Raw genomic sequence first — 15625 nt, forward strand, 5'->3', positions numbered from 1 at the left:
GCGGGCGGGGTGGGTGACCGCCGGCGCGCGGGCGCCGCCGGTCACCGCCCGGGCGGCCCGCACCACGGCGCGGCCGCCCTGCGGCGTGGTGCACCCACCGTACGCCGCCATCTCGCATCGCGAGAGTGCCATCTCATCATTCGGGCAGCAGTCGGTAGACCCGCAGCGCCTCGTTCTGCTTCTCCAGCGTCAACTCACTCGACGCGGGCGCCACTTCACCGTCGAAGGCCAGCCGGGTGTTCTGCGGGATCTCACTGATCTGCAGCCGCGACAGACGCGCCTCACCGAGCACCGGAGAGCTGCTCGGGGTCCCCATCAGCGCCGCGACGAGCAGCCGGGTACGGGCCAGCCGGCCACCGTGCACCACCCGGACGTCGAGCACCCCGTCCGCCAGATCGTGCCGCCGCACCGGCGCGAACCCCAGCCCCCGGTACTGGCAGTTGCCGACGAACAGCAGCCACACCGCCCGCCGCTCCCCGTTGATCCGCAGGGACAGCGGCTCGGCCGTGCGCAGCACCTCCCACGCCGCCAGGATCCCGGCCGGCCAGGCGCCGATCCGGCCCGCCCACCGCTCGCGGATCCGCACCAGCTCCGGATAGGCGCCGATGGAGAAGGTGTTGAGGAACTGGTGCCCCTCCAGATGCGGCCCGGCCCGGAAGCGCGCCACGTCCACCGCCACGGCCTCACCGCTCTCCACCGCGCGCGCCGCCTCCGCGTAGGTCTCGATCCCCAGGTCGTAGGCGAAGTGGTTCAGGGTGCCGCCGGGCAGCACCGCGAGCGGCAGCCCGTGCCGTGCCGCGACCGCCGCCGCCGCGTTGACGGTGCCGTCGCCGCCGACCACCCCCAGCGCCCCGCCGAGCGCGAGGGCCCGCTCGGCGGCGTCCTCCAGGGCCTTGTCCAGAGGCTCCCCGTCCTCCCCGCCGCACTCGATGACCTCGGCCTCCGGCAGCACACCGTGCACCTCGGCGGCGCGGTCGGGCACCGGGCCGCCGCGCTGGCCCGAACTCCGGTTGGCCACCACGACCAGTCCGCGGCCGGCCGGCAGCGCCGGGGCCTCCGCACGCGGTCTGGCGGGCGGCGCGAGCTGGGCGCGGGTCGGTGCGAGACCGCGGACCGCGAACGCCGCCCCCGCCCCCAGCGCGGCCCCCGCCAGCACATCACCCGGATAGTGCACGCCCGTATAGACGCGGGAGAACGCGACCGAGGCGGCGACCGGCGCCAGCGCCAGCCCCCACCACTTGTTCTCGAAGGCGACACCGGTCGCGAACGCCACCGCCGAGGCCGCGTGCCCGGAGGGGAAGGAGGAGGTGACCGGCTGGCGCTGCAACTGCCGTATGACCGGCACCGTGTCCAGCATCGGGCGGGCCCGCCGCACGGAGCCCTTGCCGAGGGTGTTCACCGTCGCCGACGCCACCGCCAGCGAGGCCACGCCGCGCAGCGCGGCCCGGCGCACCGGTCTCCCGCCCAGCGCGGCCGCGCCCGCCGCCAGTCCCAGCCACAGCAGCCCGTGGTTGGCGCTTCGGGTCAGCCGGGGCAGCACCCGCTGGGCGCCCGGCCAGTCGCGCGTGGCAATCAGGTCGAAGGTCCGGCGGTCGAGGTGGCTCAGGAGCGATCGCATGGGCCACCTTGTACCCCGAAGCGGGCAGAACAGGCACGGACCCGGGGCATGTGCCCACGACGTCACGGCGGCCCCGCGGGCTTCCCGGCCTGCACGGATCGTGGTTCCATGCCCGGATGATCAGGCCACGGCACGACACCGACCTCGGCGCCTGCGCGGCCGTCCTGGCCGCCGTGCACACCCACAGCGGCTACCCGCACCACTGGCCGGACAACCCCACGCGCTGGCTGACCCCCGACGGACTGAGCGCCGCCTGGGTCGCCGAGGCGGACGGCGGCATCGTCGGTCATGCCGCGCTGTGCGGGCCGGAGATCAGCCGGCTCTACGTCGCCCCCGCCGCCCGCGGCGCGGGTCTCGGCCGGCGCCTGCTGCACACCGCCGCGGCCGCGGCGACCGCCCGCGGGCTGCGGCCCGTACTGGAGGTGAAGACCACCGACACCGCGGCCGTCGCCCTCTACGAGCGGCTGGGCTGGCTCCGCCACCGCACCGAGCGGCAGGAATGGGGAGCGGGCGAGGTGGTGTGGGTGCACCACTACGCGGCCCCGGCACGGGACACGCCCCCCTCCTGAACGCCGGTCCTCCCCGCTGCCGTGTCGCCCCGCCGCCACCCCCGTGATCTGCCAAGGTGGACGCGCCGCCCGTCGGGTGACGGGCCCACGATCGACCCGCCGTCGCGGAGTGGAGGCAGGGATGCAGCGGACCGCCCCGGATCCGCGGCCGGAACCGGAACCGGACCCACCGGTGGGCCTGCCCGTCCTCCCGGACCTCGTCGCCCACCTCTCCGCGGCCGCCGACCGCACCGAGGCCGACCCCCCGGGCGGCGCCGCACCCCTGCGCGCCGCCGCCTGCGGCTACTGGGCACGCCGCGGCCTGCCCACCGCCCCCGACCGGGTCCTCGCCGCGCCCGGCGGGCCCGCCCTGCTGCTCGCGCTGTACGCCGCGGCCGACGGCGCGGTGGTGCTGCCGCGGCCCTGCGCCGAGTGGTACGCGCCGCCCGCCCGGCTGCTCGGACGGCCGGTGCACCTCGCGCCCGCACCGGCCGAGTCGGGCGGGGTGCCCGACCCGTTCGCGCTGCTGGAGACCGTGCGCCGGGCCCGTATGCACGGTGACTCCCCGCGCGTGCTGGTGCTGTCCGTCGCCGACGATCCGACCGGTACCTGCCCCGCCCCCGAGCAGCTCCACGAGGTCTGTGAGGCGGCGGCGGAGGAGGGCCTGTGGATCATCAGCGACGAGACCCGCCGCGATCTGCTGCACGATCCGCACGACACCGTGCTGCTCAGCCCCGCCGAGATGCTGCCCGGCGCGGTCGTCGTCCTCACCGACCTGCGCGCCACACTGGTGCCGGCCTCCTGGCCCGCCGCGCTCGCCCGCTTCCCCGACACCGACCGGGGCACCGTCCTGCGGGCCGCCGCCCTGGATGCGCTCGGCGCGGTCGGGGCCCCGCTGCCGGGGCCGGTCGGCTGCGCCGTCACCCACGCCCTCGGCGAACCCGACGCGCTGCGCGCAAGGACGGCCACCGTCGCCCGGGTGTACGGGGTGCTCGCCGCGGCGCTGCACCACCTCGTCACCGCGGCCGGAGCGGTCTGCCGCCCGCCGCACTCCGGCAGCCATCTCTACGCCGACCTCGAACCCCTGCGCCGCCCGCTGGCCGCCCGCGGCATCGTGGAATCCCGCGCGCTGGAACGGGAACTGACGCCGTGGCGGGCGCGCGGCGGGCACCGTTTCGGCGACGCCCCCGGTGCCCTGCGGGTCCGTCTGGGCGCCGAGGCCCTGCTCGGCGACGACCGGGACCTGCGGCAACGCACCCTGGACGCACCCGATCCGCTGGAACTCGCGCATGTCACCGAGGCGTTGACGGCGCTGTCCCGCGCGCTGACCGGCCTCACTTCCGCCCCGGACGGCTGACCGTCGCCGCCCGGTCCGCGACGGAACGAGCGCGGCCTGCGGGTGCGGCCCGCGGCCACCTCGCACCCGTTAGCGGGGTGTTGGCGGAGCGGCAGCCTCGCGATAGCGGGCCCGAACAGAGTGGTGACGTACCGAGAAGCGACACCGCCTGACCCCGGGGGACCCGACATGCGCGCCCACACCACCGCCCGCACCGCCCGTCGCCGCACTCTGCGCGTGGCCGCCGCGGCGCTGACCGCGGCCGCCGCCCTCAGCCTGACCGCCTGCTCCGGCGCCAAGGCCGACGCCAAGAACGACGCCAAGAACGACACCGAGGCGGGTGCCACCGGCCGGCAGTCGGGTGGGCGGTCGGGCGGTGCGCCGGCCGCCGGCGGTGCCAAGGCGTCGTCGGCCGTCCGTAGCCGGCGTCTGGCGGACGGTGTGAGCACGGCCGAGGTCACCAAGCTCGGCGAGCTGCGCTACCGCGCGCAGATCATCGGCCACGACGGCGTCGCCGCCACCCTGGAGACCCACCAGCACGACGCCGGCCTCGACGCCAACGGCATCTACCTCGTCCTCAGCACCAGCGGCATCATCAGCGCCCACGCATAACAGCCCACCCGACCACGACAGCGGAGCCACCACCGGACGGACGGCTCCACCGTCGCCGTGCCCGAAGCGTCCGGCGGCCTCAGAGCGGGGAGCCGCCGTCCGTCCCGTTCCGCCAAAGACGCCGCCTCAGCGCCGGTGCCGCGCTGATCAGCAGCGTCAGGGCGATCGCCAGCAGCACGCCCTGCCACGGCTCGCCGAACAGCGAGCCGCTCAGCAGCCCGATGAGCTGGTACGCCGCCGCCCAGGCCAGGCACGCCGGGATGTCACCGCGGACGAACCGCCGCAGCGGCATCGCGGAGAGCAGACACGCCAGCATGACCGGGATCCGCCCGGCCGGCACCAGCCGCGACAGCACCAGCACCAACACCCCGTGCTCCCGCAGCCCGGCCTGCGCCCGCGCCAGCCGCTCCGGCGCGGCACGGGCCCGCAGCCGCGCCAGCCAGCGCGAGCCGCCCGGCGAGGTGGTGCCGCGCCGGCCGAGCCAGTACAGGCCGACATCGCCGAGGAACGCGGCCAGCGACGCCACCGCGAACACCAGCAGCAGGGCGAACGGCGAGGAGTGGTGGAAGGCCACCACCGCCGCCGAGCTGACCAGCGCCCCCGTCGGCACCACGGGCACCAGCGACCCGAGCACCACCAGCAGGAACAGCGACGGATACCCGACCGCCTGCTGCGTCGACTCCGGCGGCACGCTCTGCGCGAGCGCAGCCAGCGGCGTCATCGCTCGACCCTCGGCCGGACCGACTCGCCGTGCCCGAGCCGGTGCACGGTGACGCCCGGCGCCACCGTCGCCATCTGCCGTGCGAACTCCTGGCCCGGCGCATGGAATTCGTGCGGCCGCACCGCGTCCATGCCGATCGGCCAGTACGTGCCGTAGTGCACCGGGACCGCGCTGCACGGGGCCAGCCGCGCCGCCGCCTGCGCCGCCCGCCGCGCGTCGAGATGCCCGTGCCCGAGGAACGGCCCCCAGCCGCCCACCGGCAGCAGCGCCACCTCGCACGGGCCGACCGCGTCCGCCATCTCCTCGAACAGCCCGGTGTCGCCCGCGAAGTACGTGCGGGCCGCGCCCTGCACGACATAGCCCAGCGCCGGCACCCGGTGCGGCCCGCAGGGCAACCGCCGCCCGTCGTGCGCCGCCGGTACCGCCCGCACCGTCACCGCGCCCGCCCGGCACTCCTCGCCCGCCCGCAGCTCGGTGATCCGCAGCGCCCGGGCCGCCGCCACCCGGCGCAGCCCCGGCACCGCCGCCGTCGCCCCGCGCGGCACCACCAGCCGGGTCCCCGGCGCGAGACGGGCCAGCGAGGCGGGGTGCAGATGGTCGGCGTGCAGATGGGAGACCAGGACGAGATCGGCCCGCGCGGCCTCCGGCGGCGGCAGCGCGCCCCGCCGGCGCCGCAGATGCGCCAGCCGACGCACGAACAGCGGATCCGTCAGCACCCGCACCCCGGAGTCCTCGACCGTCACGGTGGCATGCCCCCACCAGGTGACCTTGACCGACACCGCGCACCTCCCGTCCCGACTCGCCGCACCACCCGCCCTCGGGTGCGCCGCTTCCGATCGTCCACCATCCGGCCGCAAAAGCGGGTGCCGGGGACGGAACCGACGGGTGCGGGACCGGGCGTGGCCGGGTGTGCCAGGCTGGTCGGCACGCCCGCGCGGCCGGCGCGGGCCACAGGGTGAGGCGGGACGGCGTGCGGATTCCACGGTGGAAATCCCTCAGCGGCGCCCTCTTCCGGGTGCTCGCGGTCTGGCTGGTCTCCAGCGTCACCCTGCTCGTCCTCGCAGCCCTGCTGCCCGACTTCCGGCTCCAGTCGGCCAACGGCGACAGCTTCACCCGCACCGCCGTCACCGCGGCCCTGGGCGCCGGGGTGTTCGGCCTGCTCGGCGCCGTGGTGTGGCCGCTGCTGGTCCGGGCCCTGCTGCTGGTGCCGGCGCTCGTCCTCGGCCTGCTGGTCTTCTTCCTCAACGGCTCGCTGCTGCTGCTCGCCCTCGATCTGATCCCCGAGGGCCGCGGACAGGCCGCACCCCAGACGGCAGTGATCGTCGCGGCCGTGATGTCCGCGGCCTCCTCGGCCACCTCCGCCTTCCTCGCCGTGCGCAACGACGAGGCCTACCACCGCCGGCTCGTCCGCCTCGCCGGGCGCCGCCACGGGCGCGCCGCCCACCGCCCGGCCACCCCCGGCACCGTCTTCCTCCAGCTCGACGGGCTCGGCCACGACCTGCTGTGCGAGGCCACCGCAGGGGAGCGGCCGCTGATGCCGACCGTGGCCCGCTGGCGGGAGGACAGCCACCGCCTCACCCCCTGGCGTACCGACTGGTCCAGCCAGACCGGCGCCAGCCAGCTCGCCCTCCTGCACGGCAGCAACGAGGACGTGCCGGCCTTCCGCTGGTACGAGAAGGAGACCCGCACCCTCGTCGTCAGCAACCGGCCCAGCAGCGCCGCCGCCCTCCAGCGCCGTGCCATCGCGCGCACCGGCGACGGCGGGCTGCTCGCCTACGACGGCGCCAGCCGCGGCAACCTCTTCAGCGGCGGCGCCGACCAGGTCGCCCTGGTGATGTCGGTGGCGGCCCGCCGCGGCCGGTACAACCGCTCCCGCGCCGGCTACTTCGCCTACTTCTCCGACCCGGCCAACGCCACCCGCACCGCCGTCTCCTTCGTCGCCGAGGTCGTCCGGGAGATCGTCCAGTCACTGCGCACCCGTTTCCGCCGGGAGCTGCCGCGGGTCAAGCGGGGCGGCCTCTACCCCGTCATCCGGGCCTTCGCCACCGTCGTCGAACGCGATGTGGTGGTCGCCGCGGTCATCGGCGACATGCTCGCCGGCCGCACCGCCGTCTACGCCGACCTCGTCGCCTACGACGAGGTGGCCCACCACTCCGGGCCCGCCCACCGCGACGCGCTCCAGGTGCTGCGCGGCCTCGACCGGGCCCTCGCACTGATCGCCCGGGCCGCCGGGCACGCCCCGCGCCCGTACCGCATCGTGCTGCTCTCCGACCACGGCCAGAGCCACGGCCCGACGTTCCTGGAGCGCTACGGGCTGAGCCTGCAGAACCTGGTGCGCGCCGGGTGCGGGCTGCCGGTGCCACGGCGCGCGGGGCGCAGCCCGAGCGGCGCCGAGGCCAGGGAGGCGGCGCGGGCCGCGCTGCACCGCCCCGAGGAGGCGGACGGGCCGGGCCCCGCGGAACGCCCGGAGCCGGGGTCCTCCCACCCGGTCGTGCTGGCGTCGGGAAACCTCGGCCTGGTGTCGTTCCCCGACGTGCCCGGCCGGATCACCCGCGAGGAACTCGACCGCCGCCACCCCGCCCTGCTGGCCACCCTCGCCAACCACCCCGGTATCGGCTTCGTCCTGGTGCGCTCCGCCACGCACGGCCCCGTGGTGCTCGGCCCGGCCGGCGCCGAGCACCACCTCGCCACCGGACACGTCCTCGGGGCCGACCCCCTCGCCCCGTTCGGGGCCGGCGCCGCGGACGCCGTACGCCGCACCGATCGCTTCCCGCACACCGCCGACCTCATGATCAACTCCGCCTGTGACACGGCGACCGGCGAGGTGCACGCCTTCGAGGAACAGATCGGCTCCCACGGCGGGCTGGGCGGTGCCCAGAGCCGTCCCTTCCTGCTGTGGCCCGCCGAGTTGAGCCCGCCCGTTCCCGACGGCGGGCCGCTGACCGGCGCGGAACAGGTCCACCAGGTGCTGCGCCGCTGGCTGGCGGAGGCCGACGGCCCGCAGCTGCCCCTGGGACCGGCCGTGGACGACCTGCGGTCCGAGGCGCCCGGGCCCGAAGATTTTTCACCGCCGGGAGGGCCCCCGCGGGACAAAGACCGCTGATTTTGGCGGGCGCCACCGATCGCGGACGATGAACGCCGCCCGGTGACCCCGGGTGCACAGCGCACGACGAGAGGCCCGCCACGACATGAACGACCGGCACACCCGCCGCTTCGGTCTGGGAACCGCCACCTGCCTGGTGATGGGCAACATCATCGGCGGTGGCATCTTTCTGCTGCCGGCGTCGGTGGCCCCGTTCGGCACCGTCAGCCTGGTCGCCTTCGGCGTCCTGACCGTCGGCGCCGTCGCCCTCGCCCTGGTCTTCGGCCGGCTCGCCGAGCGCCACCCGGACACCGGCGGCCCCTACGTCTACGCGCGCGAGGCGTTCGGCGACTTCGCCGGCTTCCTCTCCGCCTGGTCGTACTGGACCATGACCTGGGTCAGCAACGCGGCCCTCGCGGTCGCCGCCGTCGGCTACGTCCACGTCCTGCTGCCCGGCCACCCCTCGAAGGACACCGACCTCGCGGTCGCGCTGATCGCCCTGTGGCTGCCGGCCCTCGCCAACTTCGCCGGCACCCGCTACGTCGGCCTGGTCCAGATGGTCTCCACGGTCCTGAAGTTCGTCCCGCTGCTGTTCATCGCGGTCGTCGGGCTGTTCTTCTTCGACCCGCACAACCTCGGCGCCTTCCACGAGGGCGGCGGCAGCACGCTCGGCGGGATGTCCGCGGCCGCCGCGATCCTCCTTTACTCGTACGTGGGCGTGGAGTCCGCCGCGATGAGCGCGGGCGAGGTCCGCGACCCGGAGCGGAACGTCGGCCGGGCCACCGTCCTCGGCACCGTCGGCTCCGCCGTCGTCTACCTCCTGGGCACCGTCGCCGTCTTCGGCACCGTCGCCCACGACAAGCTGGTGGCGTCCAAGGCGCCGTTCTCCGACGCGGTCGACGCGATGTTCGGCGGCCACTGGGGCGGCACCGTCGTCGCCCTCGCCGCGGTCGTCTCGATCATCGGTGCCCTCAACGGCTGGACCCTGATGAGCGCCCAGTCCCCGTACGCCGCCGCCAAGGACGGGCTGTTCCCCGCCCCGTTCCTGACCAAGCGGCGCGGTGTGCCGACCTTCGGCGTGCTGGCCGCCGCGGTGCTCGCCAGCGCCCTGACGGTGCTCAACTACCTGACCGGCTCCGGCGGCGTCTTCGAGATCCTGGTCCTGATCACCACCTTCTCGGCGACCGTGCCCTACCTGCTCGCCGCCGGCGCCCAGGTCTACTTCCTGCTCACCGGCCGCCGCGACAAGGTCCGCCCGGCCCGCTTCGCCCGCGACCTCACCCTCGCCCTCACGGCCTTCGCCTTCACCTTCTGGCTCGTCGCCGGCGCCGGCTACGCCGCGATCTACCAGGGCGTGCTGTTCCTCTTCGCCGGCATCCTCGTCTACGCCGTCATGGCCGCCCGCCGCACGACCCGCCAGGAGGAGCACCGCGCCGCGACACCGGGCGCTCCTGCCGGGCACCCCGCAGAGGTTCCCCCACTTGCCGCAGCTGACGCAGCGCTTCCGCGTACGACCTGAGCAGCCCCGTCTCGTGGTACGGGACGCCGATCTCGGAGCAGTACGCCCGCACGATCACCTGCGCCCGGCGCAGATGCGGCGTCGGCATGCCCGGGAAGAGATGGTGCTCGATCTGGTAGTTGAGCCCACCGAGCAGTGCATCGGTCAGCCGCCCGCCCCGGACATTGCGTGAGGTCAGCACCTGCCGCCGCAGGAAGTCCGGCCGGGCGTCCCCGGTCAGCGTCGGCATCCCCTTGTGGTTCGGCGCGAACGTACAGCCCAGATACACGCCGAAGGCGGCCTGGTGGAGGAGCAGGAAGGCCAGCGCCTTGCCGGGGGACAGCACCAGGAACAGCGCGCTCAGATAGAGCACCACATGCGCCAGCAACAGCGCCGCCTCGCTTCCCCAGTGCTTCATCGTGGGGGACCGCAGCGCCCGGATGCTCGCCACCCGCAGATTGAACCCCTCCAGCGTGAGCAGCGGGAAGAACAGCTGCGCCTGATAGCGGCCGAGGAACCGGGGCAGTCCCGTGGCGGCCCGCGCCTGCTCCCGTGACCACAGCAGGATGTCCGGCGCCACATCCGGATCCAGCTCCTCATGATTGGGATTCGCGTGATGCCGGGTGTGCTTGTGCATCCACCACCCGTACGACATCCCCACCCCGAGGTTGCCGCACAGCCGCCCGCCGACCCCGCTCGCCCGCCGCCCGCGGAACACCTGCATATGGGCCACGTCGTGGGTGACCAGCGCCACCTGCCCGGACACCAGGGCCAGGAACAGCGCCACCGCCAACTGCCACCAACTGTCCCCGACCACGAAGAACGCCCCCCACCCGCAGGCGAACGCGGCACCCACCAAGGACAGTCGTGCGGCGTAATACCCCGGCCGCCGCCTCAACAGCCCTGCCGCCGCCACCCGCCGCGCCAACCGCGCAAAGTCACTCCCGGAGCCCGCCCCCTCCGGCAGCGGAACGCCCTTGCCTCTTTCAAGACCCTCAACTCGCGTCGTCGTCATACGCCCGAGTCTCGTAACCGAGCCCGCCCCACGACAGCCGGTGCACACCCGGGGGAGGCGGGGGACAGCTGGAGGGCGGGGGTGGTGACTCCACCCCTCGGCGTCACTCACGAGATGCCGCAATCCGCACAGAGACGGAACTCCGCCGTGCCACGATGACCGTCTGCGCCCGGCCCCCTGTGCCCAATGCGGAGAAGCAGTCCAGTCAGCCGCCGGGAGGGCCCGTGACCCTGAAGATCCCGTCCGCGCTGTGGGACCGCGAGTACGCCGCTGACCTGCTGCGACGCTACTGGTCCACCCACCCCGACGGGGCACCCGCATACACCGGCTCACACTTCGAACGCCTCGGTGGAGGCGGTGACCGCCGTGAGGTGCGGAACCACTTCACCGCCGAGGACGTCCTCGCCGTCGCCACACTGAGCGTCACCCTCCCCGCACGCGCGGCCCTCCAGGTCCTGGCCCCCCACGCCCCCCACCACTTCACCCTCCTGCTGTCCGCCATTCGCCCGCCCGGCAGCAGACCTGACCTTCTGGTCCGACATGCGCACCGAACTCCGCGGCGGCAAAAGGGCACTCGTGTCCCACCTCGAAGAACTCCGGGACCTGGCGGGGATCGGAAGAGACATCAGCGTGCTGCGGGTCCTGGACGTGACAGCGTGGATGCATGGCAAGGGAGCCGGCTACCAAGACCTCTCAAGGGGCGACCCCCGTAGGCCCGGAACTTCCCTCCTCGCCCCCGAGTTCATCCAGCCGGGTTTCCATCCAGCGGCCCCGCCGCACCCCCTCCGTCGCCGTCCTCGCCGTTGCGGCGGTTGAAGACGGGGAGTGCGCGCACCAGGTCCGGGGGGAGGACGAGGCCCTGTTCGGTGGACGGGTTGACCGCCAGCCACAGGTCGTCCGCCGGCCAGTTCGCGGCCAGTTCCACGACGGGCAGGCGGAGTGCGGCACCGGGATCGCCCCCGGCAGCCACGAGTGCGTCCTCGGTGGTGAAGACGGGGACGTAGCGGTTCCCTTCCTGTTCGATCACCGGCAGGGAGATGGTGCCCTCGGGGCGCTCCTCCTCGCCCTCGGCCGGCGGCGACTGCGGCAGCAGCGCCACGCTGGTCGCCAGCTCGATCAGGGCGGCCTGGGTCTCCTCCGCCTCCTGCGCGGACGGGCCTTCCGCGGCGTCCTCCGCCGGGGGCCCGTGGTCGTCGGGGCTGGAGTTGCTCATGGGGTGTCCTCTCGTCGGCCTTGCTCACCGGCACCCGCGCGACACGGGCCGGACGGGGCCACAGCCACCGCCGGACGCCGCCCAGCGGCACAGACCCGGGGCACACACGCCCCTCCCCCCAGGCTAGGCGGCCCCACGCTCTCCGCAACGTTCCCGGTGAGGGCGCTGGTGGGGAGCACGACGGTCGCCTGCGTGGGTGCGCGTCGGCCGTCGGAAGGGGGCGGCTCGGGATCTTCGGGACCGGACTGGGCGTTGTCCCTACACTTGATCAGATGACCAAGGACACCTCGCTCGCTCCGCTCGTGGTCGACCATGACCCTTCCTGGCAGGCGCGAGGGTTCGCTCTCGCCGAGGAACTGCGCTCCGTGCTCGCCCCCCTCGCGCTGCACGTCGAGCACATCGGCAGCACGGCGATCCCCGGCATGGCGGCCAAGCCGGTCATTGATCTCCAGGCCGGCGTCGATGATCTCCTGGAGGCCGAGCACGCCTTCGAGCAGCCCTTGACCGACCGGGGTTTCCATCGGTCCGTCCACCGGCACGATCACGTCCCCGCCGGCTGCGACGATGCCCCGGAGGGCTGGGCGAAGAGACTGTGGTCGCGGCGCGGGCACTCGGGCGAGGACGTCAACCTGCACGTTCGCATCCTGGGCGCGCCCAACGAGCGCCTGGCCCTGCTCTTCCGTGACTGGTTCCGGTCGCACCCCGAGGCGGTTCCGGCCTATGCCTGCTTCAAGCGCACCCTCGCGGATGCCGTCGACGAGGTCGGTGTCTATTCCGACGTCAAGGACCCTGTCGTCGATCTGGTCAGCACGGTCGCCGAGACCTGGGCCGGCGAGACGGGTTGGACGCCTCACGCCGGCTCGCACACCCGAGTCTGACCCCCCGGCCATGACCTGGCGGCAGTCCTTCGCCCGGCCTCCCGCCATTACCTTCCGAGTAATCGCCCCCGTCCGGCGGCGGTTGCGCCACTCGCGCAGCAGTGTGCCCACACCCGGTGGTGTCTTCGGCGTGAATGCCGCAGCAGTCGTCATGGCGGGGTCGGTGGTCCACCACCGTGCCGAAGGGGCGCGGCGCGGTTGCGGGCGTGCCACGCTGGAAGCCTGACGCCCGCCGGTCAGCAGCGCGGCCCGGCCGGCACGGACACACAGCGGAGCCGGCGCACCCGCGGACGGCTCACGGCGAGAGGCGGCGCACATGAACGCTCAGCTGGAACCGCTCAGCGACAAGGACATCGAGGAGCGCCTCGCGGAGCTGCCCGGATGGACCGTCGAGGGGGACCTGCTGTGTCGCGGCTACCGGTTCCACGGGCACTTCCCGGCGGCTGCCATGGTCATCCACATCGCGCAGATCCAGGAGGAGTTGGGGCATCACGCCGAGCTGACCCTCGGCTACAACCAGCTCGGCGTGGCGGTGAACACGCACAGCGCCGGGGGGCGGATCACCCACCTCGACTTCGGGCTCGCCCGCCGTATCGAGGAGATCGCGGCGGTGCACGGCGTGCGGTGAGGCGGGGGCGGGTCAGCTGCCGGAGCGCGGGCGCACCACCCGCCCGGCCCGCGCCAGTTCCACGTTGAACTGCGCGCCGGACAGCAGGGACAGATGGGAGAACCACAGCCAGATCAGGAAGACCACCGGCCCGGCGAGCGAGCCGTAGAGCCGGTTGAAGGTGCCCACGTACGAGGTGTAGAGGGCGAAGGCGGCCGAGGAGACCAGCCACAGCAGCACGGCGACCACCCCGCCGGGCGCCGCGCGCCGCACCCCGCGGGAACTGGGTGGCCCGGACCGGAACAGCACCATCGCCAGCACCGTGGCCAGCATCAGCAGCAGCGGCCACTTCAGCAGGTTCCAGGTCGCCTCGCCCGCCTCGCCGAGCCCGATCGTGCGGCCCAGGGCGGTCGCGATCGGCCCGCTCACCAGCAGCGCCACCGCGCTGCTGATCAGCAGCGCCATCAGCAGCAGCGCCGTCATGAGGATGCGCGGCGCCTTGCGCCACGGCGGCCGGTCGTCCCGGGTGCGGTGCATGGCGTGCAGCGCCCGGCGGAACACCGCCAGATAGCTGCAGGACGACCACAGGGCGCTGACCATGGCGCCGCCGACCACCACCCACACGGCGGTGCTCTGATGCGCCATGCTCAGCAGCGCACGGTGCACGGTCGGGCCCGACTGGGCCGGGGCGATCGAGCTGATCTGGTTGATGAGCTGCTCGGTGGCCGCCGGATCGGCGAGACCGATCAGCGACACCGTCACGATCAGCGACGGCAGCAGCGCCAGCACCGAGTAGTACGTCAGGCTCGCCGCCCAGTCCGTCACGTCGTCGTGCCACACGGACAGCGGCGTATGGCGCAGCGCGGTCCGGCACTGGCCCCAGGTCGGCAGCGCGGCCGGCTGCCTGGGTCCCGCCGCCCCGAGCGCACGGTCCAGCAGCGTCCGGTCCATCCCGCGGCGCATACTGCTCCCGCCCATGTCGTCTCCGTCCTCTCCGTCGATCCGTCCTGCATCATCCCCCGCCGGCGGGCCGGCCGGGACACACCGGCCGCGCCCCGCCGCGGCTACTCCAGTCCGCGTGCCTGCCGGAACCGCACCAGCGCGTCCGCCAGATCCACCACCGGATCCGGGTAGTCGTACGCGGCGCGCTCCGCCCCGGTCAGCTTCCACGGCCGGTGGACGGCCGCGCCCGGCAGGCCGGCCAGCTCCGGCACCCAGCGCCGTACGTAGTCGCCCTGCGGGTCGAAGCGCCGGGCCTGGACCAGCGGATTGAGCACCCGGTTGGGGCGGGTGTCGGTGCCGGTACCGGCCATCCACTGCCAGTTGAGCTGGTTGTTCGCCACGTCGCCGTCCACCAGCAGATCCAGGAAGTGCCGCGCGCCCACCCGCCAGTCCGCATAGAGCGTCTTGGTCAGAAAGCTCGCCACCAGCATCCGGGCCCGGTTGTGCAGCCACCCCTCGTGCAGCAGCTGCCGCATTCCCGCATCGACGACCGGATACCCCGTGCGGCCCCCTTTCCACGCCCGCAGCTCGTCCTCGTCGTGGCGCCAGCGGTCGTCCCTGGGGCGGTAGTCGGTGTGTGCCGCGCCGGGGCGGGCCGCCAGCACCTGATGGTGGAAGTCCCGCCAGGCCAGCTGCCGGACGAACGCCGCGGCGCCGGCGTCCGGGCGGGCGGACGCCTTGTGCACCAGCTCGGCCGCCGAAAGACAGCCGAAGTGCAGATACGGCGACAGCCGGGAGGTCGCGTCGCCCGGCAGATCGTCCTGCCGGTCCTGGTAGTCGGCCAGGCCCGACCGCTGCCAGGCCGCGAACCGGCGGCGCCCCGCCCGCTCACCGCCCTCCGGCAGCGCCGGCGACGCCTTCCCGCCCGGGCACAGGTCCTGCGCCGACGGCAGCTTCCCGGCGCGCACCCCCTCCGGGACGGGCACCGACCGCGGCGCGGACAGCACCGGCCGCACCCCCTCCGCCTGCCAGCGCCGGAAGTACGGGGTGAAGACCGCGAAGTGGTCCCGGCCCGCCCCGGACGGCAGTACCGCGCCCGGCGGCAGCGCCGTGATCACCGCGTCGTGCACCACCAGCGTCCGTCCGGCCTCCGCCAGCTCCGTGCGCAGCCGCCGCTCCCGGCGCAGCGCGTAGCCGCTGACCCCGGCCGCGAGATGGACCTGTCCGGCGCCGGTCTCCGCCGCCACCCGGCAGGTCTCGGTGACCACGTCCCCCGTACGGATGACCAGCCGACCGCCGCGTTCCCGCAGTCCCGCGTCGAGATCCGCCAGCGCACCGGCCAGGAACGCCGCCCGGTTGGGCACCGTGAAACCGGCGTCGGCCACCCCGGAGTCCACCACGAACAGGGGTACCACCCTGGTCGCGGAGCGCAGCGCGGCACGCAGCACCGGCTGGTCGTGCAACCGCAGATCGGAACTGAACAGGCAAACCGCTACGTCCATGCCCTACGTCTACACCGAACGCGTGCCGCACGAGCCCGCCGCCGCGGACACTC

General features: G+C 74.3%; 14 protein-coding genes and 2 pseudogenes. 9 read left to right on the forward strand and 7 right to left on the reverse strand.

Going from position 1 to position 15625, the window contains the following annotated elements; translation table 11 throughout:
- Positions 1-136: 136 nt before the first annotated feature.
- A complete protein-coding gene (locus tag ACQP17_RS29235) occupies positions 137-1618 on the reverse strand; it encodes a bifunctional phosphatase PAP2/diacylglycerol kinase family protein (protein ID WP_433858958.1) in 1482 nt (493 codons plus the stop codon).
- A gap of 116 nt (positions 1619-1734) precedes the next feature.
- Here ACQP17_RS29235 and ACQP17_RS29240 point away from each other — a divergent pair, with 116 nt between their 5' ends.
- From ACQP17_RS29240 to ACQP17_RS29250, 3 genes are all read left to right on the forward strand, one after another.
- Positions 1735-2187 (forward strand): GNAT family N-acetyltransferase, encoded by a 453-nt coding sequence (locus tag ACQP17_RS29240; protein WP_433858959.1) that lies wholly within the window; start codon positions 1735-1737, stop codon positions 2185-2187.
- A gap of 121 nt (positions 2188-2308) precedes the next feature.
- Positions 2309-3523, forward strand: coding sequence for an aminotransferase class I/II-fold pyridoxal phosphate-dependent enzyme (locus ACQP17_RS29245; RefSeq protein WP_433858960.1), 1215 nt, complete (start codon positions 2309-2311; stop codon positions 3521-3523).
- A gap of 168 nt (positions 3524-3691) precedes the next feature.
- Positions 3692-4114, forward strand: a complete 423-nt coding sequence (locus ACQP17_RS29250) for a hypothetical protein (protein WP_433858961.1) — start codon at positions 3692-3694, stop codon at positions 4112-4114.
- A 79-nt stretch (positions 4115-4193) separates the two neighbouring features.
- Here ACQP17_RS29250 and ACQP17_RS29255 read toward each other — a convergent pair whose 3' ends face one another.
- Positions 4194-4835 carry a DedA family protein gene (locus tag ACQP17_RS29255; protein ID WP_433858962.1) on the reverse strand — a complete coding sequence of 214 codons (642 nt, stop codon included), beginning with the start codon at positions 4833-4835 and terminating at the stop codon, positions 4194-4196.
- On the reverse strand, positions 4832-5614 hold the full coding sequence (locus ACQP17_RS29260) for an MBL fold metallo-hydrolase (RefSeq protein WP_433858963.1): 783 nt from the start codon (positions 5612-5614) through the stop codon (positions 4832-4834). Before ACQP17_RS29260 ends, ACQP17_RS29255 begins: the two co-directional genes overlap by 4 nt.
- 191 nt (positions 5615-5805) lie before the next feature.
- Between ACQP17_RS29260 and ACQP17_RS29265 the strand changes: the two genes are divergently transcribed.
- Positions 5806-7938, forward strand: a complete 2133-nt coding sequence (locus ACQP17_RS29265) for a phage holin family protein (RefSeq protein ID WP_433858964.1) — start codon at positions 5806-5808, stop codon at positions 7936-7938.
- An 85-nt stretch (positions 7939-8023) separates the two neighbouring features.
- Positions 8024-9424, forward strand: a pseudogene (locus ACQP17_RS29270) (amino acid permease); the annotation flags it as partial.
- Here the strand turns inward: ACQP17_RS29270 and ACQP17_RS29275 are convergent.
- Entirely contained in the window at positions 9309-10430 is a 1122-nt protein-coding gene (locus ACQP17_RS29275) for a fatty acid desaturase family protein (RefSeq protein WP_433858965.1), read from the reverse strand. The pseudogene ACQP17_RS29270 and the gene ACQP17_RS29275 overlap by 116 nt on opposite strands.
- 155 nt (positions 10431-10585) lie before the next feature.
- Between ACQP17_RS29275 and ACQP17_RS29280 the strand changes: the two are divergent.
- Both ACQP17_RS29280 and ACQP17_RS29285 read left to right on the forward strand, forming a co-directional pair.
- Positions 10586-10879: pseudogene (locus tag ACQP17_RS29280) on the forward strand (DUF6308 family protein); the annotation flags it as partial.
- Between the two features lie 91 nt (positions 10880-10970).
- Positions 10971-11246, forward strand: a complete 276-nt coding sequence (locus tag ACQP17_RS29285; RefSeq protein ID WP_433858966.1) for a DUF6308 family protein — start codon at positions 10971-10973, stop codon at positions 11244-11246.
- On the opposite strand, the gene ACQP17_RS29290 is transcribed toward ACQP17_RS29285, so the two are convergent.
- Complete coding sequence (locus ACQP17_RS29290) at positions 11173-11643, reverse strand: SseB family protein (RefSeq protein WP_433858967.1); 471 nt, start codon at positions 11641-11643, stop codon at positions 11173-11175. The two genes, ACQP17_RS29285 and ACQP17_RS29290, sit on opposite strands and share 74 nt — an antisense overlap.
- 272 nt (positions 11644-11915) lie before the next feature.
- Between ACQP17_RS29290 and ACQP17_RS29295 the strand changes: the two genes are divergently transcribed.
- The gene (locus ACQP17_RS29295) at positions 11916-12521 is read left to right on the forward strand and encodes a GrpB family protein (protein WP_433858968.1); all 606 of its coding nucleotides are present in this window, start codon (positions 11916-11918) and stop codon (positions 12519-12521) included.
- A gap of 316 nt (positions 12522-12837) precedes the next feature.
- Positions 12838-13149 carry a 4a-hydroxytetrahydrobiopterin dehydratase gene (locus ACQP17_RS29300; protein WP_433858969.1) on the forward strand — a complete coding sequence of 104 codons (312 nt, stop codon included), beginning with the start codon at positions 12838-12840 and terminating at the stop codon, positions 13147-13149.
- Positions 13150-13161: 12 nt separating this feature from the next.
- On the opposite strand, the gene ACQP17_RS29305 is transcribed toward ACQP17_RS29300, so the two are convergent.
- Together ACQP17_RS29305 and ACQP17_RS29310 are read right to left on the reverse strand one after the other, a co-directional pair.
- Complete coding sequence (locus ACQP17_RS29305) at positions 13162-14106, reverse strand: YihY/virulence factor BrkB family protein (RefSeq protein WP_433858970.1); 945 nt, start codon at positions 14104-14106, stop codon at positions 13162-13164.
- A gap of 86 nt (positions 14107-14192) precedes the next feature.
- Positions 14193-15572 carry a cryptochrome/photolyase family protein gene (locus ACQP17_RS29310; RefSeq protein WP_433858971.1) on the reverse strand — a complete coding sequence of 460 codons (1380 nt, stop codon included), beginning with the start codon at positions 15570-15572 and terminating at the stop codon, positions 14193-14195.
- Positions 15573-15625 lie beyond the last annotated feature (53 nt).

The sequence above is a fragment of the Streptomyces kronopolitis genome, assembly GCF_050953795.1.
Taxonomy (GTDB): Bacteria; Actinomycetota; Actinomycetes; order Streptomycetales; family Streptomycetaceae; genus Streptomyces; species Streptomyces kronopolitis_A.